24 protein-coding genes and 2 CRISPR repeat arrays are annotated in these 24,921 nt (G+C 49.2%); of the genes, 19 read left to right on the forward strand and 5 right to left on the reverse strand.

Annotation, left to right across the window (positions count from 1 at the left end):
- The 3 genes from L6439_RS08025 (at position 1) to L6439_RS08035 (ending at position 3,116) form a co-directional block, all read left to right on the forward strand.
- Positions 1-1,020 carry an alpha/beta fold hydrolase gene (locus tag L6439_RS08025; RefSeq protein WP_374043160.1) on the forward strand — a complete coding sequence of 340 codons (1,020 nt, stop codon included), beginning with the start codon at positions 1-3 and terminating at the stop codon, positions 1,018-1,020.
- 238 nt (positions 1,021-1,258) lie between these two features.
- Positions 1,259-2,548 carry a helix-turn-helix domain-containing protein gene (locus L6439_RS08030; protein ID WP_237096788.1) on the forward strand — a complete coding sequence of 430 codons (1,290 nt, stop codon included), beginning with the start codon at positions 1,259-1,261 and terminating at the stop codon, positions 2,546-2,548.
- Between the two features lie 427 nt (positions 2,549-2,975).
- Positions 2,976-3,116, forward strand: a complete 141-nt coding sequence (locus L6439_RS08035) for an aspartyl-phosphate phosphatase Spo0E family protein (protein WP_237096898.1) — start codon at positions 2,976-2,978, stop codon at positions 3,114-3,116.
- 26 nt (positions 3,117-3,142) lie between these two features.
- On the opposite strand, the gene L6439_RS08040 is transcribed toward L6439_RS08035, so the two are convergent.
- From L6439_RS08040 to L6439_RS29455, 5 genes are all read right to left on the reverse strand, one after another.
- The gene (locus L6439_RS08040; RefSeq protein ID WP_213469032.1) at positions 3,143-3,712 is read right to left on the reverse strand and encodes a DUF4037 domain-containing protein; all 570 of its coding nucleotides are present in this window, start codon (positions 3,710-3,712) and stop codon (positions 3,143-3,145) included.
- A complete protein-coding gene (locus L6439_RS08045) occupies positions 3,691-4,014 on the reverse strand; it encodes a nucleotidyltransferase domain-containing protein (protein WP_213469033.1) in 324 nt (107 codons plus the stop codon). The genes L6439_RS08040 and L6439_RS08045 overlap by 22 nt, the downstream gene beginning before the upstream one ends.
- A gap of 16 nt (positions 4,015-4,030) precedes the next feature.
- Positions 4,031-4,423 (reverse strand): hypothetical protein, encoded by a 393-nt coding sequence (locus tag L6439_RS08050; RefSeq protein WP_111153409.1) that lies wholly within the window; start codon positions 4,421-4,423, stop codon positions 4,031-4,033.
- Between the two features lie 230 nt (positions 4,424-4,653).
- Positions 4,654-5,442 (reverse strand): chitinase, encoded by a 789-nt coding sequence (locus L6439_RS29450; protein WP_306434349.1) that lies wholly within the window; start codon positions 5,440-5,442, stop codon positions 4,654-4,656.
- A gap of 3 nt (positions 5,443-5,445) precedes the next feature.
- Positions 5,446-5,874 carry a hypothetical protein gene (locus L6439_RS29455; RefSeq protein ID WP_306434350.1) on the reverse strand — a complete coding sequence of 143 codons (429 nt, stop codon included), beginning with the start codon at positions 5,872-5,874 and terminating at the stop codon, positions 5,446-5,448.
- A gap of 249 nt (positions 5,875-6,123) precedes the next feature.
- On the opposite strand from L6439_RS29455, the gene pxpB reads away from it, so the two are divergent.
- The 16 genes from pxpB to sigK all read left to right on the forward strand — a co-directional run bounded on the left by pxpB (position 6,124) and on the right by sigK (position 24,908).
- Complete coding sequence (gene pxpB, locus L6439_RS08060; RefSeq protein ID WP_213469034.1) at positions 6,124-6,807, forward strand: 5-oxoprolinase subunit PxpB; 684 nt, start codon at positions 6,124-6,126, stop codon at positions 6,805-6,807.
- Entirely contained in the window at positions 6,804-7,781 is a 978-nt protein-coding gene (locus L6439_RS08065) for a 5-oxoprolinase subunit C family protein (protein WP_269155983.1), read from the forward strand. The genes pxpB and L6439_RS08065 overlap by 4 nt, the downstream gene beginning before the upstream one ends.
- Positions 7,782-7,794: 13 nt before the next feature.
- Positions 7,795-8,556: a LamB/YcsF family protein gene (locus L6439_RS08070; protein ID WP_168179256.1), complete on the forward strand. Its 762-nt coding sequence runs from the start codon at positions 7,795-7,797 to the stop codon at positions 8,554-8,556.
- A gap of 28 nt (positions 8,557-8,584) precedes the next feature.
- Entirely contained in the window at positions 8,585-9,034 is a 450-nt protein-coding gene (locus L6439_RS08075; protein WP_168179257.1) for a GNAT family N-acetyltransferase, read from the forward strand.
- Between the two features lie 229 nt (positions 9,035-9,263).
- A CRISPR array of direct repeats spans positions 9,264-9,961; the repeat unit is 32 nt; unit sequence GTCGCATCCTACGCGGATGCGTGGATTGAAAT.
- A gap of 235 nt (positions 9,962-10,196) precedes the next feature.
- Positions 10,197-10,706 carry a PH domain-containing protein gene (locus tag L6439_RS08080; protein WP_168179258.1) on the forward strand — a complete coding sequence of 170 codons (510 nt, stop codon included), beginning with the start codon at positions 10,197-10,199 and terminating at the stop codon, positions 10,704-10,706.
- A complete protein-coding gene (locus tag L6439_RS08085) occupies positions 10,690-12,171 on the forward strand; it encodes a PH domain-containing protein (protein ID WP_213469035.1) in 1,482 nt (493 codons plus the stop codon). Before L6439_RS08080 ends, L6439_RS08085 begins: the two co-directional genes overlap by 17 nt.
- Before the next feature lie 94 nt (positions 12,172-12,265).
- The gene (locus tag L6439_RS08090) at positions 12,266-13,222 is read left to right on the forward strand and encodes a helix-turn-helix transcriptional regulator (protein ID WP_213469036.1); all 957 of its coding nucleotides are present in this window, start codon (positions 12,266-12,268) and stop codon (positions 13,220-13,222) included.
- A gap of 85 nt (positions 13,223-13,307) precedes the next feature.
- Positions 13,308-15,788, forward strand: a complete 2,481-nt coding sequence (gene cas3 / locus L6439_RS08095) for a CRISPR-associated helicase Cas3' (protein ID WP_213469037.1) — start codon at positions 13,308-13,310, stop codon at positions 15,786-15,788.
- Positions 15,789-16,043: 255 nt separating this feature from the next.
- A complete protein-coding gene (gene cas5c / locus L6439_RS08100) occupies positions 16,044-16,763 on the forward strand; it encodes a type I-C CRISPR-associated protein Cas5c (RefSeq protein ID WP_168179320.1) in 720 nt (239 codons plus the stop codon).
- Positions 16,760-18,679 (forward strand): type I-C CRISPR-associated protein Cas8c/Csd1, encoded by a 1,920-nt coding sequence (cas8c, locus tag L6439_RS08105; RefSeq protein ID WP_213469038.1) that lies wholly within the window; start codon positions 16,760-16,762, stop codon positions 18,677-18,679. The genes cas5c and cas8c overlap by 4 nt, the downstream gene beginning before the upstream one ends.
- The gene (gene cas7c / locus L6439_RS08110) at positions 18,676-19,536 is read left to right on the forward strand and encodes a type I-C CRISPR-associated protein Cas7/Csd2 (RefSeq protein ID WP_168179262.1); all 861 of its coding nucleotides are present in this window, start codon (positions 18,676-18,678) and stop codon (positions 19,534-19,536) included. The genes cas8c and cas7c overlap by 4 nt, the downstream gene beginning before the upstream one ends.
- A complete protein-coding gene (gene cas4, locus L6439_RS08115) occupies positions 19,526-20,197 on the forward strand; it encodes a CRISPR-associated protein Cas4 (protein WP_213469117.1) in 672 nt (223 codons plus the stop codon). Before cas7c ends, cas4 begins: the two co-directional genes overlap by 11 nt.
- Positions 20,181-21,212 (forward strand): type I-C CRISPR-associated endonuclease Cas1c, encoded by a 1,032-nt coding sequence (cas1c, locus tag L6439_RS08120; RefSeq protein WP_168179263.1) that lies wholly within the window; start codon positions 20,181-20,183, stop codon positions 21,210-21,212. Before cas4 ends, cas1c begins: the two co-directional genes overlap by 17 nt.
- A 10-nt stretch (positions 21,213-21,222) precedes the next feature.
- Complete coding sequence (gene cas2, locus L6439_RS08125) at positions 21,223-21,513, forward strand: CRISPR-associated endonuclease Cas2 (RefSeq protein WP_213469039.1); 291 nt, start codon at positions 21,223-21,225, stop codon at positions 21,511-21,513.
- Between the two features lie 189 nt (positions 21,514-21,702).
- Positions 21,703-22,531: direct repeats of the CRISPR family, unit length 32 nt; unit sequence GTCGCATCCTACGCGGATGCGTGGATTGAAAT.
- 738 nt (positions 22,532-23,269) lie between these two features.
- Positions 23,270-23,887, forward strand: coding sequence for a hypothetical protein (locus L6439_RS08130; RefSeq protein WP_213469040.1), 618 nt, complete (start codon positions 23,270-23,272; stop codon positions 23,885-23,887).
- A 313-nt stretch (positions 23,888-24,200) separates the two neighbouring features.
- Positions 24,201-24,908, forward strand: coding sequence for an RNA polymerase sporulation sigma factor SigK (gene sigK / locus L6439_RS08135; protein WP_006676301.1), 708 nt, complete (start codon positions 24,201-24,203; stop codon positions 24,906-24,908).
- Positions 24,909-24,921 lie beyond the last annotated feature (13 nt).

A 24,921-nucleotide genomic window follows, 5' to 3' on the forward strand; every position in this document is an offset into this window, starting at 1 on the left:
GTGAAGACCGCAGTCGAGGAAAGCAAGCCAACAAAGAAAAGAAGGGGGAAAACGCTTCTGCTGACCGTACTGGCGCTGGCGCTCCTCATCGGATCCGGCTTCGTCTATGAGCGGATCGCATCGGAGCAGGCGAGGCGGAATGATCCGCCGCCGGGACGGCTGGTTGATGCGGGAGGATACCGCCTCCATATCCACAAATTCGGCGCCGGATCGCCGACGATCGTGCTGGAAGCCGGGAGCGGAGAGACAAGCTTATCCTGGAGAGATATCCCGGAGCAGCTGGCTGCATACGCCACCGTCGTCAGCTATGACCGGGGCGGCTATGCGTGGAGCGAGCCGGCGAGCACGGAGCGCACCGGCGCCAGTATCGTGCGGGAGCTGCATGCTGCCCTCGAACAAGAAGGGCTCAGCGGTCCTTACCTTATGGTCGGCCATTCCTTGGGGGGAATGTACGCCCGGCTGTTCGCCCAGACGTACCGTGACGAAGTAGCCGGCCTCGTGCTGATCGACGCCCGGCCGGAGAATGATGAGCGCGAGACCCGGCTGATTCTGGAGCGGGAGAACTTCCAGGGCAATCCCCCTGCGTATGTATTGAAGCTGCTCAAAACGTCGGGAGTCCTGCGCCTGTTCCAGGATGTCTTGCTCGAAGGGCTGGTGGCGAAGGAAGATAGAGAACGGTTCCTGAATGTGATTGCGCAGCCCCATTTTTTCGAAGCCAAAGAAGAGGAAGCGCAACTGGCGGCCGCGACCGAGGACGCGATACGAGGACAGCAGTTAGGATCCCTCCCGGTCAGAATCATTGCCCGGGGGATTCCGCAGAACTATGCCCAAGCGGGCATTTCCCCGGAGAGCGGCCAGAAGCTGGAGGAGATATGGCAGGCCGGGCAGCGGGAGATGCTGAACATCTCGACCGACAGCGAGCTGATCGTCGCGAAGAAGAGCGGACATATGGTCATTCATGACGAACCCGAGCTGGTGATCGAGGTGATTCGGGGGCTGTTGGAACAAGTCGGGACGTGAGGCAAGCGAGCCGTCGGGAATAAATTTATTATTTGAAGAGAATCCGCCCCGATTGCTCGATGCGATGGTTATGTTGTTTATGTTGTAGGCAAAGACATCAAGAGTACTACTATAGTCTATTGGTGTCTTTTTATGCTTTAAAATAGGAGATAATGATATGATAGCTATTTCAATAGTTTACAATTCAAAAGTGATGTGATAAATTGTAGATAGCGAGAAAAATGGAGAAAAAAGGAAGGTGAAGGTGTGGGTGAACAGCGCGACCCTAACGATTGGGGAATCGATACACAAGTATAGGCGCGAGGCCGAGATGACATTAGCGCAGCTATCAGAGCTGAGCGGGATCCATAAGGGGACCATTTCCAGAATCGAGAATGGTGAGGTCAAGCGGCCTGGATTTGAGACGATACGCCCGCTTGCTGCATCGTTAGGAATACCCTTCGAGGACATCGTCGAGCGCTACATAGAGATTGAGAAGAGGGCAGATTCCCTGTATACCATTTTGCTGGAAGCCGTTCCGACTGGAGATAGCGGGCTGATTAGCAAGGTTGCTGTGAAGTTTTTGGAATCGCCAAGCGAAGATACTTATTGTCTGGTTCAAAGACTGTATGAGTTGGCCGATGCCATCGAAGACCGAAAAATACGATTATTATTGTATACCTTGATCACGAACTATTCGCGTGACCACGGAATGATGCCGTTTTTAGCCAAAGGATTGCTTCAAACTTACTTCATTGCCCGAGATGATTTCAGCAAGCTGGAAGCTACTTATCAGGATGGAAGGCATATTTTGCACTACACGAATTTCCTGTCCGACGAAGAAAAACTCGCTTTTCATTACAAGTTGGGTGTACATGCTTATAATCTCATGAGGTACGAGGAATGTGTGGAACTGTGCGAGTATATTATTCACAATGACCCGACGAGAAGTGAGGTTAAAGCAAAAACTCTCTATTTATTAGGGCTTGCGCATGAGCATTTAGGCGATTACGAAAAGTGGGAGTACTATTTACAGGAGTACGGAACTTATAATCATCCTGGAGTAGAAGAGAACCGAAAGGTGACAACTGCTATCGTAAAAAGCAGGACAGATGAGATAAAATCGGCAATTAGCGTGTTGGAAGAGTTACTGCCTCAAGTGGAAGATAAAAACTTCATCATTATCCTAACAAGACTTTTTGAAATTTATTTGGAAACCAACGACCAACATGCTATTCTAGAGCTGCTTAAATACGAGGAAAGATTAGCGACCATTCCGGTCGGTACACCCATTACCCAACTGCATAAGGCATATTTCTATCGTCTCAAACAACTTGCCTTTATTACAAGCGATTTTGATATGGCAATGGAAAGTTGCCGAATAAGCGCCCAAGAATACGCTAAAATATCACGGTTTGATCAGGTTTTCGAATGTCTCAGCATCATATCGAAAGAACTGTTAAAGAACAAAGGCCTAGTCCATGATGAAAATATACGAAAAATTGACATGCTCTATGATGAGTTAAGAGATTATGGCAAGGAGGAGTAGTTTTTATGAAAAAAAAGTTGATTCCGGTTGTATGTCTGTTATTGTCGTTCTATGTGGCTGTAGCCCCTCTTCCTGTCCATTCTGATTACACAGAGATCGGGTTGTATTCCGGAAATCCCGATTGGACCTCGCATTAATTGCTCCAACAGTTGTTTATATGAATCTCTTTTGAAAGTGCCTTTCGAGGCACTCTTTTTTTAGGGTCATTTTGTAGAAATAAATCGAAAGTTACATGTTTATGAAATTTATGGATATGAAGTAACCTGTCATATAATGGGTACAACAATAATCGACAACTTTGTTGACACGTCATCCATGGACCAAATATGCGAGGTGGCTCACGGTGTGCATTTATTACAGCTCTTCAAATGACAGGTTATTCAAAAAAATTCAGCAGCTTCGGCATAAGCTCGTAACAATAGTGAATGTGAAGAAAAATTTCACGGACGATGAGGTGGTGAGCGTCAGCCAGGAGTTGGATTCTTATCTCGTCGAATTTCAGAGGAAAATGAACCACGAACAAGCGGACAGGCAACGAATCAGAAGGATAGAGTCGATTCCAGATTAGCATCGCAGCCATACTGGACATCGACTCTATGTATCGTCCGACGCGGGTTGAAATAGACAAGACCTACCGTATAAGTACCATTCGTCAAGCCATGGATAATTCCCGTATGCCTTGCGAATAAATTGGACTGCTTGATCAATCAGTTCCCATGCTTGCTGATAGCAAGGATATTCGGACAGCTCCAAGTGCGGCGTAATCGGCTCGCCATTCGGGATGGTACGCATATAGTCTCGAATTCGCTGCTCCTGCATGCTGCCGAACCTGGTCGTGGACAGATAGGCGGAGAGCCATTTGTCATGCGGATAGCTTTTTCGATCCAATAGGTAGGAGAGCTGGCATAGGTCCCTGACGATTGTGGCGCAATGCAGGCTTGTGGCGATGATATCGCCGCGCTTGAGCGGATGCCGCATCCAATCGAGCGTAAGCTGCAGGTCCAGATACTTGCTCTTGATGGCGTCCATGGAATTTTGAAGATACGAAGCGGATAACCGGGCTATCGTATCCTGGAAGCGCGAGCCGCTGTCATGAACCGGAACGGCCTGCTGGAATTCCCATACTTGCGGGTGATTATTCCCTAGGAAGCAGCCCTCCAACAAGCGAACGTCTCCACATGGTAATGACCCGCCCAATCCCCGATTGGCAGAAAAATGCCGTCCTCCCGCGTGATCAAGCCAGCTTCCTTATAGTCCCTTACGATATGCCCTCGAATATCCTCATCACAGAAGAAGACGAAGTCAATATCCGAATACTCGTCGCAGTTGCCGCGGGACACGCTGCCTTTGACGACGAGCGAGAGCTTGTCCCAATATCGGGACAATACCGGATGTTTGGATAACTCCCCGGCATATACGTATGCCTGCTTCAATAATTCCTTGCTTCTGTCATTCATGTTGTTCATCGGTATACCTTCTCTCCTAGTCTTCTTCAACCTTTATTCTTTGGAGCTTGATGTTTTTCTTCTTGATGTGCCTAATGATCATGAACAGCGCGACAGGTACCGCAATCAGGGATGTAACTAGCTCTCTAACCAAATCTTCAAGTCCAAGGTCCTTGATTGCGAGGGCGGTTATGATGTAAAAGAGCAGATAAAAAAGTAGAAAACCGACAAGTAAATCAATGACTTGAAAAACCGAAAATAGCAATCCTTTTTCATTTAATTTTAGCGCGACGAGAGAAAATAGGGTGCTCAAAAAACTGCTGACCAATGCTGACCACATGATGCTGTACTGACCTGTGGAATATATGATCCCATTACCTAAAAGGATTCCGAATGAAGAAAAAATGGTAATTAAACTTGGCTTTTCCAAAGAAGAACAATCCTCCTAGTTGAATTGGCGTACATCAATAAGTATCGGCAAAGGAAAGCAATTTCGACAGTCGCACAAATACGCTTGCGGAGGGCAGGTTCTTATCTGGTTTCCAAAGGAAACGGGGAAATGCGGTTATCCCCTTTGGGCAGACCATGCAGCAAGCACATTTAGAAGATGAAGCTTGCATAGCCGCCAAAGGGGTTATTTATATTCCAGCGCAAGCCGTGTTAAAAGGGCTGCATCCCCAATGTATCGATTTTCTCGCCTGTAATATCCACACCCATTCTGCTTGTAATGTCACGGTAATGTCCGGCACGCCGCTTGATGGCGCCATTCGTGTCATCCAGATTGGCCTCCAAGCCGTTCAGAACCATAATGCTGATGCCGAATCCAGGCGGGGTTAGTCCTTGCGCAGCTTCCTCTTGCGAAGGCTTCCATCTGCCTATCATCACATCATGTGCCGAAGGCTTCGGCGCTTGCGGGGTCATCCAGAACAGGATGGCGGTCGCGAATCCAAGCTTGCCATCGGCAGCGATAGCCTCGGGATTTTTCAGAAGCACGTTTTTGTCTCCATAGATGATGGCACTCATTAATCCGTAGTTGAAATTCCAGCTTAACATGATCGGACCGCGCCCATAGTATTTCTTGCCCGGAAATCCCGGATATTCTTTGCTGCTTGCCGGGTCCACAAAATCAGATTTGTTCTGGCCCGTTCTGCCCGCGATATTTTCATTCCAATAGAGTCCCCAGCGCAGCATGCCTCCCGGCGCTTCATCCCAGCCGCCGCCCGTTTCATGAGAGAGATTGGCCAGCAGGGCAGCCAGATCACGCTTGCGATCCTTTTCCAGTCCTTCATTTAAAAAACTGCCGAAATCAACAATTCGGGTTATGACTGGCTTTTCTTTATTATCAGGTGAATTGAAATCCGCAGAACGTACAATCAGTGTCTCTGTTTTTCCCTTTTTCTCTAACCGGTAGATTTCTTGTGCGGCGAAGTTGCCTTCGCGATAGGACACTTTTTATTTGAGATTGGCTACGAGGCGCACTGCGTCAATGAGATTCCGGTAGGAATAGTAATCTGCCTGATTCGGATTGTAGTCCGCTTTCCCTTTGTTGAATGCATGCCATTCCGGAGAACCGAGGCGCATCGGGAAAAGCGCTTCATATTCTTTCTCGGGCAGGGTGGAACGGACGGCGTCCACTGCCTTGTCTGGAGAAAAATCCTCGTCTATCCCATCCCACAGCACCTCAATCTGCTGCCTGCTAAGAATGCGGCTTTCTCCGACGGACATTTCGCTGTTCGCCTTGTGTTCGGCATGGATGCTCCCTCCCGTCCCGCAAGCGGCCGATGACGCCCCCAGCGGGGGCACGAGCAGCAAGGAAGCAAGCGTCAGGATCAAAGTGCAGCGAAGCAGTTTCTTGGAATTCGGATACGCGGAATTGTTCATCACCATTCTCCTTTATTTAACGGATGCAAGGCCTTTTTCGTATTTATATCGTTTTAACTTTTGATTATGATACGTCTTTTTCAAGTTATCGTTGGATAGATGGATTTCGTTAGGCAAAAGGCGGGCGTGCAGAAGATTCTCGGGACGCGCATATAACAGATCACCCCCTCGGAGAGCGGGATCCGCTTGTTGTTCCTCGCATTCCGTGCTATTGTGAGTGCGTGAACGAGAAGTGAAGGGGGAGACTGCATGCGATACTTTCCGCTCGGAGACGGAGCGATCGTCGTGGAATTCGATACGGTCATCGGACCGGCGTCTCATGAACAAGTCCGATTGTTGTCGCTCTATCTCGATGACCATCCGCTCCCCGGCATGATTGAATATGTCCCCGCTTTTACCACGGTGACCGTATTTTATGATCCTCTGGTGCTGCGATATGAAGAGGCAAAAGCCAAGCTGGAACGGGCCGCAGCGCAGACGGCGGATATGCGGCTGGACAAGAAGGCGCGCACCGTCGAAATTCCGGTATGCTACGGCGGGGAATTCGGTCCCGATCTCGAGGAGGTCGCCGGGCATAACCGGCTGACGGCGGATGAGGTTGTGCGCATTCATAGCAGCGCCGAGTATCTGGTATACATGATCGGGTTTGCTCCCGGTTTTCCATATCTCGGCGGCATGCCGGAGCGAATTGCGGCACCGAGGCGCTCTTCCCCGCGCCTGGCGATTCCGGCGGGCTCGGTCGGCATTGGCGGAACGCAGACGGGGGTCTATCCCATTGTCACGCCAGGCGGCTGGCAGTTGATCGGCCGGACGCCGGTTGCGCTCTTTCGCCCGGATATGACCCCTCCGGCCTTGCTTAGAGCAGGGGATACGATACGCTTCGTCCCGATATCCGAGGAGGAATACGAGAGCTGGGAGGGTGACCAGCGATGAGCATCCGGGTTGAGACGGGAGGCTTGCTTACGACGGTACAGGACAGCGGGCGCTTCGGATTCCAGAAATACGGCGTGCTGGCGAGCGGCGCCATGGATACGGCCGCGCTTAGACTGGCCAATCTTCTGGCAGGCAATCAGGAAGGGGCGGCGGCTCTGGAGATTACGCTATTGGGGCCCAAGCTTGTATTCGAAAAGTCGGCAGTGATTGCCCTGGCGGGCGGGAATTTATCGCCTGCCGCGGACGATGTGCGCCTTCCGCTATGGCGGCCTGTCTATATCCCTGCCGGCACGAGGCTCACCTTCGGCAGGGCAGTGTCCGGCTGCCGGACCTATCTTGCGGTCGCAGGCGGAATTCACGTTCCCGAGGTGATGGGCAGCCGCAGCACGTATTTGCGGGCCGGCATGGGCGGGTACCATGGCCGGGCACTTCAGGCTGGCGATGTGCTCGAGACGGGAGCGTCACTGGCATGGCAGGACATGGCTTCAGACAAAGCCGTGGTGCTTCCGTGGGGAGCCAGTCATGAGCTTCGGCCAGCCTATCAGGATCATCCGGTGCTGCGCGTGGTGCGCGGACCGGAATATGCTCTCTTTGATGAAGAGAGCAGACGGAATCTATGGAGGGAGCGATTCCGCGTCACGCCTCAATCCGACCGGATGGGATATCGAATGGAAGGCGTGCCGTTGGCATTGGCCGAGCCGCTGGATATGGTCTCGTCAGCCGTTGGGGCGGGGACGATTCAGGTGCCGCCGGAAGGCCATCCGATCGTGCTGCTGGCCGACCGGCAGACGACTGGAGGATATCCGCGCATCGCGCACGTGATTAGCGTCGATCTGCCGTTGATTGCCCAGGTGCAGCCGGGTGGACAGATACGCTTCAAGGAGGTTTCTCTGGAGGAAGCGCAGGATGTATATGTGATGCGGGAGCACAGCATCGCGCAATTCAAGCAGGGACTGGCTTTGCAAGCGCGTTAGGAGGGATTTGTATATGTACAAGATAGACATCAACTGCGATATGGGAGAAAGCTTCGGCCCTTACCGGATGGGAACGGATGAGGAAATTTTGCCGCTCGTCACTTCGGCGAATATCGCCTGCGGCTTCCATGCCGGCGATCCGTCGGTCATGAGGAAGACGGTGGCCGCGGCGCTTGCGCACGGAGCGGCCATCGGGGCGCATCCGGGACTGCCTGATCTGCAGGGATTCGGCCGCCGCAATCTCGACATCACTCCGGAGGAAGCCTATGACCTTGTCGTGTATCAGGTCGGGGCTTTAGCAGGATTCGTCAAGGCGGCAGGCGGAACAATGCGGCATGTCAAGCCGCACGGGGCCCTGTACAACATGGCCGCTGCGCGCCGCCCATTGGCTGATGCGATCGCCCGCGCGGTCTATGACATAGACCCGGAGCTCACTCTGTTCGGCCTGTCGGGCAGCGAGTTGGTACGGGCAGGGGAGGCCGCAGGTCTCCGCACCGCGCATGAAGTATTTGCCGACCGGACGTATCAGGCGGACGGGTCATTGACGTCGCGCCGGGAAGCCCATGCGCTGATTACGGACACAGAGCAAGCGGTGCAGCAGGTTGTTCGCATGGTGCGGGAAGGCGTTGTCCGCTCCGTACAGGGCCATGACGTGGCGATTCAGGCCGATACGGTCTGCATTCACGGCGACGGCGCTCATGCGCTGGCCTTTGCCCGCCGCCTCCGGGAGCGGTTCGAAGAGGTGGGGATTGCGGTATGGTGGCCTGTGCAGTAAGCTTGGGATTGAACAGGAGGAATTTTTGATGAATATGTTGAAACGCTTGGAGCCTTTGGGCAGGAATCATTTGCCGCTGCTGGCGGCGTGGTTCGAAGATGCGGAAGTGCAGGAACGCATGGACGGGATGCTTCCGTTGGAAGATTGGTTCGACTATGCGTCAGCCAATGACATGTACTATATGTGGCTGGCCTATCAAGAAGAACAGCCGGTTGGATTAATTTTTATCGAACTGGATGGCGAGGCGGGCTATATCGGACTCATCACCGATCCATCCTTGCGCAATCAAGGGTATGGAAAAGCAATGGTGCGTGAACTTATGAATCATCCGGAACTGCAATCCGTACATACATGGGTGGCTTGCATCGAAGCCGACAATAAGCCATGTCTGGCTTGCTTCAAGTCCCTCGGCTATGTGACTGACGAGGAGGAGCCGGACGAGGACGGATTTTATAATTTGGTATATGAACGTTCATAAGTGAATGCGGCTACAAGAAGATTAGACCTATTCAAGCTCTGGTGCGAATGTATAGTGCACATGAATTTCCCGGGGGATTCGCACCATGAAATTTCTATATTATAGGAAAAATCCATCTTTTGGTTTGTGGCAAAGGTGAGAAACACCTGCTTAAGATTGATTTTATGGCTAATTTGATTCATTTAATCAGAACAGGTGCGAAAAATGATTGGAACAATCATTTTTCGCTGTCGCATCCTACGCGGATGCGTGGATTGAAATTTGTCTCCGATGGCTGCGGCCGCCTTGTGATTGCCGTCGCATCCTACGCGGATGCGTGGATTGAAATAGCGCATCCTTGTTCAACTTGTTGACTTGCTGGCTTGTCGCATCCTACGCGGATGCGTGGATTGAAATCCGCAAGCAATCGTGAGTCAGATAGATCGGTCCAGCGTCGCATCCTACGCGGATGCGTGGATTGAAATAATTTGCCAAGCATTACCCACGTAACGCGGGTCGTCGCATCCTACGCGGATGCGTGGATTGAAATAAGACGTTTTTTGAGATTGGATCGGCAATTGGTAGTCGCATCCTACGCGGATGCGTGGATTGAAATGCCACCCTAACGGTTGTTATAGACCGTTAGACGCGTCGCATCCTACGCGGATGCGTGGATTGAAATTTCAACGAGTTGGGCACGGTGCCTGGACTTTACGGTCGCATCCTACGCGGATGCGTGGATTGAAATGCGAGATGATGCCGGATGTACGTCCGGTACAGGAAGTCGCATCCTACGCGGATGCGTGGATTGAAATCTCGACCTCCGGTAAAACAGGAAGACGCCGCTCAGTCGCATCCTACGCGGATGCGTGGATTGAAATTCGATTCCTTCGCCCATGTCTTCGGTGTGAATATTGTCGCATCCTACGCGGATGCGCGGACTGAAATGTAGACCTCTCTAAGCAGTTCAAAAGCTCACATTGAGCGTCGCATTCTGCACGGACACATAGAAAACATGATGAAACCCAAAAAGCATCTACCCCCGTATCAAAAGATGACGTGGAGGCAGGATGCTTGTCTTTTTTTTGTAGAACATATGTTCCCTGACAGGGGGTTGTCACTTTCTTCAACCATAATAGAATTTATATCATCAGTACGAAGGAAGGTGAGGATGTACGCAGCTATGAATACGACAGTTAGCGAACAGCAACAATTGCATCCCAATGTGGTGCCATATTGGCGAATTTATCGGCTTTTTTCTGCATTGAAGCGGACTGCGCTGGCTAGCATCCCGATCATCGTTTATTTGATGTGGCTTCCCCAATGGAAGTGGATCTTCTATGTTGTTGCGGCCTATCTCTTGTTTCATTGGAGCAAAGACGTATTCTATATCATATATGGAGTTCGCTTCAGCTATGCCAGAAGAAGTTACGTTCTGACAAAGGATGAGATTGTGATTCGGTGGGGCAGCATATGGTCTGTTAATTCATCGGTTATTCCGCTTAGCCGTGTTCAACATGTAGATATTGAACAGGACGTCATTCAGAAAAAGCTGGGCATATCTGAAGTCGTTATCGTAACGGCAGGTGATGCGACTGGCATCGTTGGTTTATTGGAAGAAGATGCGAATAAACTGCGGCGGCAGGTCATTGAACTGGCGAAGATAGGTGAAACTGATGCGTACAATCCATAGACAACATCCGATCAAGATTGCCGTACATTTGTATCGAACGATTCGATATATGATCATCCCCTATACTCTCTTGTTATTCAAGGAGATCAAGGCCGGCACAGGTCAACAGCCTTATTGGGTATATGGGGCGGCTGTCGTTATCGGTCTATCTATCTTGCTGTGGTCTATTATTTCCTGGTGGAAAGACACTTATCAGATTGGGGAATCTGAGATCGTCATTCAAAGAGGAGTGCTTATCACCACCCAACGAACAATTCCGCTGGAGCGAATAACGAATATATCGATAGAACAGACTTGGACCGATCGATTAGTAGGTTCGGCTACTGCCGAAGTGCACACTTCAGATTCGAACGAAGAGGCTGATGCCAGGTTCGTGTTGACTCAACGCAACGCAGACATGCTCCTTGCCGGAATGAATCGACCGATGTCGCGTGTCTCGAATCAAGCGAAGCCGAATTGGGTCCTTCAACCCAAGGATATTTTGATGAGGGCGATTAGTTCCAATTCGTTCTGGCTGGGGGTTCCCCTATGTCTCACTATCGTAACGTATGTATGGGATTGGATTGAACCAAGCACGGAAGAAGTAAGCATGGTCCGTTTTTTTCAAGATGAAAGATGGAAAGAATTTTTGACGACGGAGTTTATACCCGTTCTGCTTGCGCTTCTTGGAATTATTGCCTTGTGCGTATTCACGTCCTGGTTGTTGTCTTTGGTCATGATGCAAATTCGTTATCATAAATGGTCCGTTATCCGAGACAGTGCCTATATTCATATCCAGTACGGATGGTATGAGAGGAAATCAACCTCCCTCCATACTGTGAAGATTCAGTCGATCCGGGTCAAGGAGCAGTTGTTGAGCCGTTATTTTGGTTATGTGTCCATCTGGATGGATTGCGTTGGGTATGCAGGGGAGAGGAAGGTGAAACTGCTGCTGCCCGCGGTCCACAGGTCAGAGATGCATGCTGCATTGGAGATGCTGTTGCCCGAATTTACCATCGTGAACCCGCAGCGTCATTTACCAGCCGGAAAGGCGATGTATTTTGTGTGGCTTCCCGTCATTGCGGTAAGCCTTGTCATCTTAGTCTCCGCAATTTTGGCCCCGTGGGCATGGTTGATGCTCCCGTTCGCGGCAACGTTATATTGGCGAGGAAGCCGAAAATATTCGGGAACGCTATGGGAAGTTCATGGGAATCAATGTGTGATCGCGAAGCCGGGTCTTACGCGAACTACAGTCTATGTACAGCGCCAAGCGATCCAATCGATAACTTGTCGTCAAACTTGGATCCAATGCCTATTTGGCATATTCCAGATTGAAGTCGTGATAGATTCGCCATCCAAAGCGAAGGAATACGTATTTACCGGCGCTTCCCAAGAGGATGTACAGCAGCTTTTACATTGGTATAAAAATAGAGGTAATTCCAAATACCCATACATTGTTAACGAAGAAAAGGGTTGTTTAGTCTAATTTTTTTTGCATAAGTAGGCAGGAAGACCTATAGATGTTGTCGAATATCCAATATTTATAGGATATGATGATATCATCTGGAGGAGAGTCAAAGATGTCCGATAGAATGATACGGCTGCTGAAAATGGTCATAGCCATACAGGCGAATCCTGGCATATCGGCGCAGGAGCTGGCCGACAAATGTGAGGCTTCCGAGCGAACCATATATCGGGATTTGCGAACGCTAGATCTTGTCGTGCCTATAACAAATGATGGATACGGAACAGGGTATCGCTTTATAGGCAACTTCGCGATGTATCCGCTTAATTTTACAGAAGAAGAGGAGATGGTCTTCTCTGTCCTCCCTTCCATGGTGGACAAAAGCAAGCTGTCTCCTCTGTTCGATTCGGCATACGACAAAGTCATGGCGACGCATGCCAAGGAGAAGCAGAAGCGCAGGGAAGCAATGGAGAACTTCACGAATCTAATACAGATGGGAACGCCTGCTTACAAGGCAGATCGTGATAGTCCAAATTACCTGCTCCCTGTGATGGAAGCGATTATAGCGGAGAAGACAATCCGTGCAGTATACCATACCCAAAGCCGCAATACAGTTACAGAGCGCGAGATCGATCCGTACTGTCTTGTGCCTCGCGAGCAACGCTTCTACTTAATTGGGTATTGTCATCGGAAGCAGGACATTTTAATGTTCCGCATGAGCCGGTTTCATCGCGTCGAAATAACGACTAAAAGTTTCGACAAAGGCGATTTCGACATCCACCACTATATGAAGCATACCTGGTCGGTCCATCGGGGCGACTCGCTTATTACGTTCAAGATCAAATTTCAGCCCGATGTGGCCAGATATATTAAGGAAGAGGAGATGTTCGTGCGCCCCAAAATGACGGACTTGCCCGACGGAAGCTTATTGTTCGAGGCGACAGTCAACCATGAGCAAGGCTTCCTGAATTGGCTCGCCCAGTATGGCCCGTCTGCCGAAATTCTGGAACCGCTATCAATAAGGAAGCAGTTCATCGAGCGGTTACAGCGTTGGATGGAGATGTATAACTAATGCATCATCTGGAATATATGTTCCCTGACATTTAGTTGTCACCATGTGTGCGGTACAGTTACTAGGAGTAGAAAGGGGTGCTGAAATGCAATCGATTGCTCATATTCGGGTGAGCGATAAGAAGGTGCAAACCGTGGAACGGCATTTGCTGGAAGTGAAGACGCTGGCGGAAAAGTACGGCGAGAAATTAAATATTCCTCATGTCACCGGGCTGGCGGGCATGCTGCATGATATGGGGAAATATACGGAGAAGTTCAGGACATACATATTGGCGGCGGTAAGCGGAGCCGAGGATCGGCTGCGTCGGGGGGAGGTTGATCATTCTACGGCCGGAGGACGGTTGCTTTATGATCGTCTTCATGCGGATGCGAAAGCGCCTTATAAAGCGATTTTGGCTGAGGTTGTAGGCAATGCGATTATTTCGCATCATTCCTATTTGCATGATTTTCTGGATCCGGATTTGGAATCTCCTTACTTGAGACGGGTTGCTTGCAAAAAGTTGGAGGAGTTTGATCGGAGCGTCGAAGCCTTTTTTACACATGTCATGAGCGAGCAGGAGTTCCAGGCATATGTGGATCGGGCGGCTGCGGAAGTGGAACAATTTCTGGCCAGAGTGCCTGCCAAGAGTATGGAACTGAAGCTGATGTTCCTGACCAAGTTCGTGTTCAGTGCCTTGATTGATGCCGACCGGACGAACACGCGCTGGTTTGAGATGGGAGAGCCGGACGAGCCGGAACAGAACGTGATGGCATTGTTTCAAGGATACTATGACAAGTTGATGGCGCAACTTCGTTCTTTCGAGGAAAATAAAGACGCAGATACGCCAATTGCCCGGTTGCGGAGCCAAATGTCCGAGTTATGCGAACATTTTGCCTCGAAGCCGTCTTCTATTTATACACTGTCGATACCGACCGGTGGCGGCAAGACGCTGGCCAGCTTGAGGTATGGATTGAAGCATGCTTTAACCTATGACAAAAAACGGATTATTTATGTCGTCCCTTTTACAACAATTATTGAGCAGAATGCAGCAACGGTGCGCAACATATTGCAGGACGATGCGAATATTTTGGAGCATCATTCCAACGTCGTAGAAGTGGAGATGGAGGAAGACGGCGAGGAGCAGGACGGGCTGGCGCTGACGGCGCGGCAAAAGGCGAACCTGGCTAAAGACAACTGGGATGCGCCGATCATTTTTACGACGATGGTGCAATTCCTTAACGTGTTTTTCGCCCATGGAAGCAGGAACATACGGAGACTCCATAACTTGTGTGATGCAGTCATTATATTTGACGAAGTACAGAAGGTCCCTACGCATTGTATTTCGCTGTTCAACCAGGCGCTGAACTTTTTGAAGGAGTATGGGGGCTCCAGTATCGTGCTGTGCACCGCGACGCAGCCAGCGCTGCAGTTCGTGGAGCAGAAGCTTGACATCGGGGCGGACACCGAGATGATACAGGATATTAATCGCGTAATCGATGCCTTTAAGCGTGTCGAGTTGGTAGATCAAGCTACCGACAAGGCCTGGAGTACGGAAGACTTGGCAGACTTTGTCCGGGATGCCGTTCAGGAAGCGGGAAATATGCTTGTTATCTTGAATACGAAATCGGTCGTCAAGGCGCTGTATGAACGATTGCAAGCGATGCAGGAACAAGGCCAGTTCGGCTCGGATGGGAAAATACATTTGTATCATTTGAGCACGTCGATGTGTCCCGCTCACCGTGTATCGATTTTGGACAAGGTCAGGGTGCATCTTCGGCAGAAGGAAAAAGTGATTTGCGTCAGCACGCAGTTGATTGAAGCAGGCGTCGATGTCAGCTTCAATTGTGTCGTACGTTCCCTGGCCGGGTTGGATTCGATTGCGCAGGCGGCGGGACGGTGCAACCGGCATGGGAAAGATAACATGCGGAACGTCTACATTATCGATCATGCGGAAGAGAATCTGAAGCATTTGAAAGAGATTCAAGTAGGGAAGGAACTGACGCGCGCGATGCTTGTCGATATGAAGCGGGATGCGAAGGCGCATGGCGGCGAGTTGCTGTCGCAGCAGGCGATGGAGTATTATTTCCAACGATTTTATATGAAGCTGGAAGCGGACTTGAATTATTTTGTTCCCCAGCTTCGCAAAGATATGACAATCTTGTTGTATGCCGGCCGGATGGAAGCGGACAGCTATTTCCAGGCTTATCACCAGGACAGGAAAAAGAAAGGGGAGAAAGACACATGGTTGCCGCTGTTCCTTGCCAATAGTTACGGCACGGCTGCGCAACACTTTCACGTTATTGACGATCATACGCGCTCTGTCATTGTTCCATATGGGAAGGGAGGCAAGGAAATCATCGCCGAACTGAACGGGGGCGGAAGCATTGATGATCTGACGCGCCTGCTCAGACGGGCGCAGCAATTCACGGTCAATTTGTATGATCACGATCTCCGTGAGTTGGATCGCAGCGGCGGATTGGAGAGTTGTCTCGACGGGAAAGTGCTTGTATTGAAAGAGGGGGCCTACAGCGAGCATTTTGGAGCCGACCTGAAAAATGATAGCGTCACTGGTTTTTTAGGTTTTTAAATAGAGGAAGCCTATCGCTTTGAAGATAGGCTTCTAATAAAATACTATATTTTTCAATCCCCGCTATGACAGCGACAACTAATTATAGCATAACCAAGGTCATACCTATAATAAAAGTGTCAATTATACTTCATGCAGTAAACAGCCACAAATTATTCATATAATATTTTATTAGACAGGATTGTTATTTTTTGTTGGAGAAAGTAGAATGAAGTTGTAGTTGGAGGGAATTTGTGGAAAGGAGGCGGCGCCTTGATACGGAACAGCATTGAGTTCGAGGTGATTGGGAATTATGCGCTGTTTACAGACCCGTTAACGAAGCTGGGCGGGGAAAAGATGTCTTATCCTGTCCCAACCTATCAAGCGTTAAAGGGAATCGTCGAATCGATCTACTGGAAGCCGACGATATTGTTTGTTGTAGATGCCGTTCGCGTTATGAATCCGATTCGAATGGAGTCCAAAGGGGTTCGTCCGCTTGACTATGGCGGCGGCAATACGCTTGCTTACTACTCCTATTTAAAAGATGTTCGTTACCAATGCCGGGCTCATTTCGTGTTCAACCCGAATCGGCCGGACCTGGAATATGATCGCGACGAAAATAAGCACCACAATATTTTGAAGCGCGCACTGCGGGCGGGAGGACGCCGGGATATTTTCCTCGGAGCAAGAGAATGCCAAGGTTATGTGGAGCCATGCGAATTTGGCACAGGTGAGGGCTTCTATGACAATTATGGCGAACTCCATCTCGGAACGATGGTGCATGGCATGAATTATCCGGATGAGACAGGAAGGCAGCAGATGGAGACGAGGTTATGGAACCCGGTCATGAAGGATGGCATCATTGAGTTTATCACGCCGGAACAATGTAAGCTTGTTCGCCCTGTGGCTGAGATGCAACCGAAGAAGTTCGCGGCCGGGGAGATCGAATCGGTTGAGGAATTGGAGTCCCGCCTGGAAGCGGAGGGAAGAGGATGAGCTGGCTGCAGCAATTATATGAGACGTATGAGGCGAACCTCGATCGGATCGGGGTTGTCGAGAAGAAGCATAGCGGGCAAGAGTTCACGCTGCTTCCGATATCTCATACGACACAAACGGCGCACATCGAGGTTCGCGTGACGGAAGACGGTGAATTCCATTCCGCTATCGTCATTGACAAGAGCGATGCCAGCACATTGATTCCGTGCACGGAGGATTCCTCCAGCCGCTCAGGAACCGCCGTATTTCCTTATCCGCTGCATGATAAGTTAAGCTATGTGGCCGGAGACTATATTGACTATGGCGGACAAGCCAAGAAAGCGGATCAGTTCAAAGCCTATATCGAACAGTTGGAAGAATGGGCCTTATCGCCATTTCGTCATCCTCACGTTGTCAGTATTTTCAAGTACCTGAATAAAAAACGGCTTGTTCGCGATCTGGTTGAAAAAGAGAATCTGTTGTCCCTGGATGGGGACGGTTGCCTGCTTGGAAAATGGGATAAAAAATACGGCGACGAGAAACCGCCGTTGTTTGGCGTGCTGAATGGCGAACAAGAAAGCGCCTTCATTCGTTTTACGGTCTACTCCCCGGTCCGGCCGCTCAAGGAAGTATGGAAGGATCCGGAGATGTATGATTCGTTTATTCAGTACTATAACAGCAAGCTGGGCAACGACAAGCTGTGTTATGCGACAGGGCGATTGCTGCCAGGTACGGACAAGCATGCGAATAAAATACGAAATCCGGCAGACAAAGCGAAACTGATCTCGGCCAGCGATACAAGCGGTTTTACGTTCCGGGGCCGGTTCAGCAGCAGCCAGGAAGCGGCGGGCATTAGCTATGAAGTATCGCAAAAAGCCCATAATGCGCTGAAATGGCTCATTAACCGCCAAGGGAAAATCATTGATGGGCGCGTGTTTCTCGTTTGGTCTAATGATGCGGTAGACGTGCCGGCTCCCGGAGAGGATACCTTCGCTCTCTTTCCGGAACAGAGCGCCGCGCACAAAAGGGAATCTTTTACGAATGAAGGGTTGGCACGGGACATTAGGAGTTATCTGGCCGGGTACGGAACAGGAAAAGAGTTGTCGATTACCAATCCCGCTGTGAACCTGTTAATTCTTGATTCTGCCACAACCGGGCGCATGGCAGTGCTCTATTATCGCAATCTGGACAAGGAGCATTACTTTGACAAGCTGGCGGAGTGGCATTCCAGTTGCGTATGGATTCACCGCTACCGCAAAGATGAGAACGGCGACTATGTCCAATTCTTCGGTGCGCCGGCAACTAAAGACATTGCATATGCTGCTTATGGATCGACGGCAAGCGATAAAGTCGTAAAAGGGCTGATGGAGCGCATGCTGCCGTGCATGGTAGACGGCGTCAAAATTCCCGCGGATATTGTTAACAGCGTCGTTCGCCGGACGTCCAATCCGGTGGCGATGGAAAAGTGGGAGTGGGAGAAGACGCTCAGCATCGCATGCGCCTTAGTAAATAAGTTTTATCAGAAGGAGGGATACACGGTGGCGCTGGACAAGGAGAACAAGGACCGAAGCTATTTGTTTGGGAGATTGCTGGCGGTGGCCGATATTTTGGAGCGGCGTGCGCTAGGTTCAGAAGAGACGCGCGCAACGAATGCGATTCGCTATATGAACTCGTTTGCGCAGCATCCGGTGCGGACGTGGAAGGTGATTCAAGCGAGTTTGCAGCCGTATCAGGCGCGATTGGGCGCGAAATGTACGGATTTGACGAAATTGATGGATGAGATTCTATCTGCATTTAACTATGAAGACTTTAATGATAAGCCTTTATCCGGGAAATACTTGCTGGGACTCTCCAGCCAAAGACATGACTTTTTCCAAGGAAAGAAGAAGGAAGAAAATCAAACCAAACCATCCAATGAAGGAGAGACTGAAGCATGACGATTCTCGATCATAAAATTGATTTTGCTGTTGTATTTTCGGTAATCAAAGCGAATCCAAATGGAGATCCGCTGAATGGCAATCGCCCCCGTCAAAACTATGATGGCCACGGTGAAGTGTCGGATGTCGCACTGAAGCGGAAAATTCGAAACCGGCTTCAAGATCTCGGCGAACCTATTTTTGTCCAATCCAATGATAGAAGCGATGATCAGCTCAAAAGCTTGCGCGAGCGCGCGGAAGGAAACGAGGCACTGGCGAAAATAGTAAATCAAAAAGACAGTTCCAGCGAAGAGTTTGCGAAAACGGCTTGCGAGCAGTGGATCGATGTCCGCAGTTTTGGCCAGGTGTTTGCCTTCAAGGGAAGCGGTGGTAAAGGGGTATCTGTAGGCGTGCGCGGTCCGGTGTCGATACATACCGCAACGAGCGTCGATCCGATTGATATTACGAGTATGCAGATCACGAAGAGCGTTAATTCGGAGCCGGGCGAGAAGAGAGGATCAGACACAATGGGCATGAAGCACCGCGTAGACTTCGGCGTCTATGTCTTCTATGGCAGCATCAATACGCAGTTAGCGGAGAAGACGGGCTTCACCGTGGAGGATGCGGAAAAAATCAAGCAGGCGCTCGTTACGCTGTTCGAAAATGACGCCTCTTCCGCCAGACCAGAAGGAAGTATGGAGGTGCACAAGGTGTATTGGTGGGAGCACAGCAGCAAGTTGGGTCAGTATTCATCTGCCAAAGTGCACCGCTCCTTGCATATTAGCAAAAATAGGGAAGAACCAAAATCCTTCGAACACTACGACATCACACTCAACGAACTGGAAGGTCTGAAGGTTGAAATCATCGATGGCCTATAATGATGAAGACAACTACTTATTGCTGTCTGGCATTCAGCATTTTCAATTCTGTAAGCGGCAATGGGCGTTGATTCACATTGAACAGCAGTGGGAAGAGAATGTGAAGACGATTGAAGGGCTGCATCTCCATCGGAATGCGGATCAACCGTTCACGAGGGAAAAGCGCGGCGACAAGCTTGTCGTCCGCGCTATGTCTGTCAAGTCGCATGAATTGAAGCTGACAGGCATCTGTGATGTGGTCGAGTTCATACAAGACAGCCGTGGTGTTCCGATTAATGGAGTCGAGGGAAAATATGTCGCGTACCCTGTAGAATACAAGCGCGGCAAGCCGAAGACGGATGAATCCGATGTATTGCAGCTGGCTGCGCAAGCGCTCTGTCTGGAAGAGATGCTGTTGTGCGATGTGCAGACAGGATATATTTTTTATCAAGAGTTAAAGCGTCGAATTGAGGTTCCGCTTACGGATGATGTGAAGCAGAGGGTCAAAGTTGTGGCAGCGGAAATGCATGATTATTATAAGCGCAGCCATACGCCAAAAGTCAAAACCGGGCCCTATTGCAAAAACTACTCGCTGCAATCCATCTGCCTGCCGGCCTTGATGAACAAACGGACGGTAAAAAGTTATATTGAGGGGAAGATCAAAGATGAAGCGTCTCCTTAACACGTTATATGTAAACCAGCCGGACGTTTATATGGCATTGGACGGGGACAATATTGTGCTGCAGAAGGGAGAAGAGAAGCTGGGCCGTCTTCCGTTGCACAATCTGGAAGCTATCGTCGCTTTCGGTTATACAGGAGCAAGTCCTGCGTTGATGGGGTATTGTGCAGATCGGAATATTGCGATCACCTTTATGACGGTGACCGGCAGATTTCTGGCCAGGGTCATTGGACAGAGCAAAGGAAATGTAGTGCTGCGGAAAAAGCAATACCTTGTCTCTGAGGATGAGCGCTTGTCCGCCCAAATTGCACGCAATTTTATTGTCGGCAAAATTTATAACCATAAGTGGATGATTGAGCGGATGACGCGAGACTACCCGCTGCGAATCAATGTTGATCAGTTCAAAGAGATTTCCGCGCAGTTATCGTCCCTCATGCTGGAAGTACGGGCTTGTGAAGATCTGGAACGTCTGCGTGGCTTAGAAGGACAAGCTGCAGTCAGCTACAATAAGGCTTTTGGCCAAATGATTCTGCAACAGACAGACGATTTTTACTTTCATTCCCGTTCACGCAGGCCGCCGCTGGACAATGTAAATGCGATGTTGTCGCTTGCGTACACATTGTTGGCGAAGGATATGGCCTCCGCATTGGAAGCGGTCGGGCTGGATGCTTATGTCGGATTTTTGCATCGCGATCGTCCGGGGCGGGCTTCACTTGCTCTGGACGTGATGGAAGAGTTGCGGGGGAACTATGCGGACCGATTTGTTCTCACCTTGATTAATAAAAAAATTGTGAACAAGGATGATTTTTACAAGAAGGAAAACGGCGCTGTCTTGATGACAGATGAGGCGAGAAAAAAATTTTTGCAGGCATGGCAGGATAAGAAGCAAGAAAAGATAGTTCATCCCTATCTGGGAGAGAAAATCAGTTGGGGACTTGTCCCGCATGCCCAGGCCCTGTTGCTAGCTCGTCATTTGCGTGAGGATCTAGATGAGTACCCTCCATTTCTCTGGAAGTAGGTGGTATAATTTGTTGGTACTAATCACTTATGATGTCAGCACGACCAGTATTGCCGGGCAGCGCAGGTTACGTAAAGTCGCAAAGTTATGCCAAAATTATGGTCAGAGAGTGCAAAACTCTGTTTTTGAATGCAATGTAGACGCAGCTCAGTTCGCCAGCTTGAAGATCCAACTTATCGATATGATCGATGAACAGGAAGATAGCCTGCGATTTTATCAATTAGGAAACAACTACAAAAGCAAGGTGGAGCATATTGGTGTGAAGGCATCGATCGATATGGAAGGGACCCTAATTTTCTAGTGCGAATGTGTAGTGCACATAAATTCCCCGGGGGATTCGCACCATGTTTTTTCTATATTATGGGTAAAACTATTTTGTAGGTTGAATGTAGGAGTAGGAAATAAGCAGTTTTTAGCTCTATGGATCAGTAATTTTGATTGATTGCGTCATATCAAGAGTGAAATGTGATTATTGCAATCATTTTTCGCCGTCGCATCCTATGTGGATGCGTGGATTGAAATTCTTAGCGGCGCTGTTGCTGCTCCTAACATTCAAAGTCGCATCCTATGTGGATGCGTGGATTGAAATTCGGATGATAAGGCCTTGTTTAACGGCCTCTTCGACGTCGCATCCTATGTGGATGCGTGGATTGAAATCTTCAGGGTATGTTTCGGAGCCGGCTCAGTCGGAGGGTCGCATCCTATGTGGATGCGTGGATTGAAATTACTTTGGGCTATCGGAACTCAAAGCCCAGCCCCGGTCGCATCCTATGTGGATGCGTGGATTGAAATTTCGATCAAGTCACCATCGGATTTATCAAATCCGGTCGCATCCTATGTGGATGCGTGGATTGAAATCGGAGGATGACGGCTTGACTGATAAGGTAGTATCGTCGCATCCTACGCGGATGCGTGGATTGAAATTTTTTCGTCGCTTAAAAACGAAATTACGAATATGTCGCATCCTACGCGGATGCGTGGATTGAAATAGGCGTGGGGGATACGAGGACATCTCGCACTTTGGTCGCATCCTACGCGGATGCGTGGATTGAAATCGCCGCCGGCTGCTCCGCCGTACAGTATCTCAGTCGCATCCTACGCGGATGCGTGGATTGAAATTATCAGGCGAAACGAGGAACGATCAGTTTGGTTGACGTCGCATCCTACGCGGATGCGTGGATTGAAATTTCGAGTTTTGAGAGAAACCGACACCCATCGGAGTCGCATCCTACGCGGATGCGTGGATTGAAATAGTTCCCAGGTCGGCTACCTTCTTGAGGGATGGGCGTCGCATCCTACGCGGATGCATGGGTTGAAATGCGAACACATTCTTGGTGTCGATGACCGGCGTATCCGAGGCAGTATTTGATTCGGAATGCTAAATAGATTAAGAAATTTATTCTTTCCCAGCAAAAAGACGCCACTAAGCTTGCTCAGTATATTGCGGGTTCTGGTACATAAACACCTTTTTGACGGTTAGACATTGAAGTAGTCGGGTAAGATGCTTAAAGTTTTTAAAAAGGTTACAAAGATATAGTTAAAAAAATAGAAGCTATGCTTCAGGTCAGTTAGGACTTGAGGAATAGCTTCTATTTTTTATAGCCTTTATATTAATATTTCAATCCACGCCTTTTGGCGACAAAAACACTATAGCATTCATTGTAAGAGAGAGAGTGCATTAAAATCAACAGTTTCAAAATTTCAGAGGTTCTATATTTACAAATAACCCCATCTTGTGTAAGATGTCATTAATTAATAGTTCATTAAAATAAAAGCTATATTAAATGCACCAAAAAATTAAACTTAACCATCTTATGGAAATTAGAAAGCAATTACAGCATTAATCCAGAAAGCTTACTTCTTTGGATTTTTACATAATGGATAATTTGATGAAGATGGGAGATGGTGCAGAAGCTAACTATTCGTTACTTTTTGTTGTAGCCTAGATATCTTATTTTTATGGATCCCCTAATAGAGTTACTTACTCATTTTTACCTCAATGTGATTGCTTTATCAAAATTAAAAATTTTATCATATGTATCCAGGAGGGATTCTCGTTGAGTTGGAAGTTAATTCATCGTAACGGTGAAACTTATCCAGGAGCTTTCAATCTATTGAGACAAGAAGATCTGCCCCAATTAAAAAAGAGTGATGGCTGGTCACGTGGGATAGACTGGAGCATTTTCCTTCGAAAAAACCAGGAGTATACAGCGTATAAACTACATATAGTTGGAGACAACCGTATCCAAGGGTTGCTTGCCATCGCAATTAGAACAGGATTTGTGGAGCTCGCTATTGCAGAGAAAGCGTTCCACAATCGTAAACCAAACGAAGAGTTCAAAAATGTGGGGGATGTTTTGTTAGCACATGCCTGTTTGTGTGACTTGGTGAATAACGGTGATGGATATGTTTTATTTAAATCAAAGATGAGCTTAATGGGTCATTACGGGTACGACAATGGCATGGAAGTGGTTAACAAAAAACGAAGATTGCTATGCTGCATGGCTAAACGAGCTCGATTATTTACTTGGGGGGGGATGCTTAATGCGAAAATCCGAATCAATAACTATCGGTCGGAAAGTGTATCCGAGCCAACGCTCTGTCATTCGACCAGTCAATGGTGGAATTATGGCTGTTCCTATTCCAAGCGAGTAGCGCATGAGTGCAGACAATGAAATGAAGGACTTCATTTATCGTTACAAAAAATGCAGTTTATTAAAAAATCAAAACAACAAATAAGGAAAGCACAGAGGTCATTTCACCATGGCCTCTGTTTTTGTAACAGGCTTGGTCCTGTCCTGCAGTGTAGCGTTCACCTCCCAACTTCCTCCACCCAAAAATACAACGGCAGCTTTCCCCGTACATGCACTTCTGGGCCATCGCCTACATACAATGTATCACTGCGCCGGGATTCGGCTTGCTGCGAAGAGAGACTGCTAGGCGCAAGTCGCAGAATAGAACGTTGTCAGACTCCTGGAGGTGGCTAGCATGACGGGTTTATTTGCTGCAATCGCCGTGTTCATCAAGCAATTGACGCTGCTTGTATCCTACGTCAAGAACAATGCGTTTCCGCAGCCGTTGGCGGAAGAGGATGAGATGAAGCATTTGCAGCGGATGGCGGAAGGCAATGCACAGTCGCGCAACACGCTCATTGAGCACAATCTCCGCCTGGTTGCGCATATCGTGAAGAAATTCGACAACACCGGAGAAGACTTGGAGGATTTGATTTCCATCGGCACAATCGGACTTATCAAAGCGATCGAGAGCTTCCAGCCGAACAAGGGAACGAAGCTGGCGACCTTCGCCGCCCGCTGCATCGAGAACGAGATCTTGATGCATCTTCGCTCTTTGAAAAAGACGCGCAAAGATGTCTCCCTTCATGATCCGATCGGGACGGACAAGGAAGGCAACGAAATCACGCTAATCGATATTCTTGGCACGGACGGCGATGAAGTCGTCGATAAAGTGCAGCTCAAAATTGAGAAAAGCAAAATATACCGGAATCTGGATATTCTCGATGAGCGGGAGCAGGAAGTGATTCGCGGCCGCTTCGGTCTGGATGGGGGCGGAGAGGAACGGACACAGCGGGAGATCGCCAAGGAGTTGGGCATCTCGCGCAGCTACGTCTCCCGGATAGAGAAGCGGGCGTTAATGAAGCTCTATCATGAATTTTACAAAAATAAAGGTCACTTGTAACAGCCGCACCGCG

This window comes from Paenibacillus dendritiformis (assembly GCF_021654795.1).
In the GTDB taxonomy this organism is placed as follows: Bacteria; Bacillota; Bacilli; order Paenibacillales; family Paenibacillaceae; genus Paenibacillus_B.

Coding starts and splice junctions, on each gene's coding strand:
- cas1c (WP_168179263.1), top strand. CDS start 20,181: ATGAAGCGTCTCCTTAACACGTTATATGTAAACCAGCCGGACGTTTAT.
- L6439_RS08065 (WP_269155983.1), top strand. CDS start 6,804: ATGAGCATCCGGGTTGAGACGGGAGGCTTGCTTACGACGGTACAGGAC.
- L6439_RS29455 (WP_306434350.1), bottom strand. CDS start 5,874: ATGAACAATTCCGCGTATCCGAATTCCAAGAAACTGCTTCGCTGCACT.
- L6439_RS08090 (WP_213469036.1), top strand. CDS start 12,266: ATGTCCGATAGAATGATACGGCTGCTGAAAATGGTCATAGCCATACAG.
- sigK (WP_006676301.1), top strand. CDS start 24,201: ATGACGGGTTTATTTGCTGCAATCGCCGTGTTCATCAAGCAATTGACG.
- L6439_RS08075 (WP_168179257.1), top strand. CDS start 8,585: ATGAATATGTTGAAACGCTTGGAGCCTTTGGGCAGGAATCATTTGCCG.
- L6439_RS08080 (WP_168179258.1), top strand. CDS start 10,197: ATGAATACGACAGTTAGCGAACAGCAACAATTGCATCCCAATGTGGTG.
- pxpB (WP_213469034.1), top strand. CDS start 6,124: ATGCGATACTTTCCGCTCGGAGACGGAGCGATCGTCGTGGAATTCGAT.
- L6439_RS08070 (WP_168179256.1), top strand. CDS start 7,795: ATGTACAAGATAGACATCAACTGCGATATGGGAGAAAGCTTCGGCCCT.
- cas7c (WP_168179262.1), top strand. CDS start 18,676: ATGACGATTCTCGATCATAAAATTGATTTTGCTGTTGTATTTTCGGTA.
- cas8c (WP_213469038.1), top strand. CDS start 16,760: ATGAGCTGGCTGCAGCAATTATATGAGACGTATGAGGCGAACCTCGAT.
- L6439_RS08045 (WP_213469033.1), bottom strand. CDS start 4,014: ATGAACAACATGAATGACAGAAGCAAGGAATTATTGAAGCAGGCATAC.
- cas3 (WP_213469037.1), top strand. CDS start 13,308: ATGCAATCGATTGCTCATATTCGGGTGAGCGATAAGAAGGTGCAAACC.
- L6439_RS08085 (WP_213469035.1), top strand. CDS start 10,690: ATGCGTACAATCCATAGACAACATCCGATCAAGATTGCCGTACATTTG.
- cas4 (WP_213469117.1), top strand. CDS start 19,526: ATGGCCTATAATGATGAAGACAACTACTTATTGCTGTCTGGCATTCAG.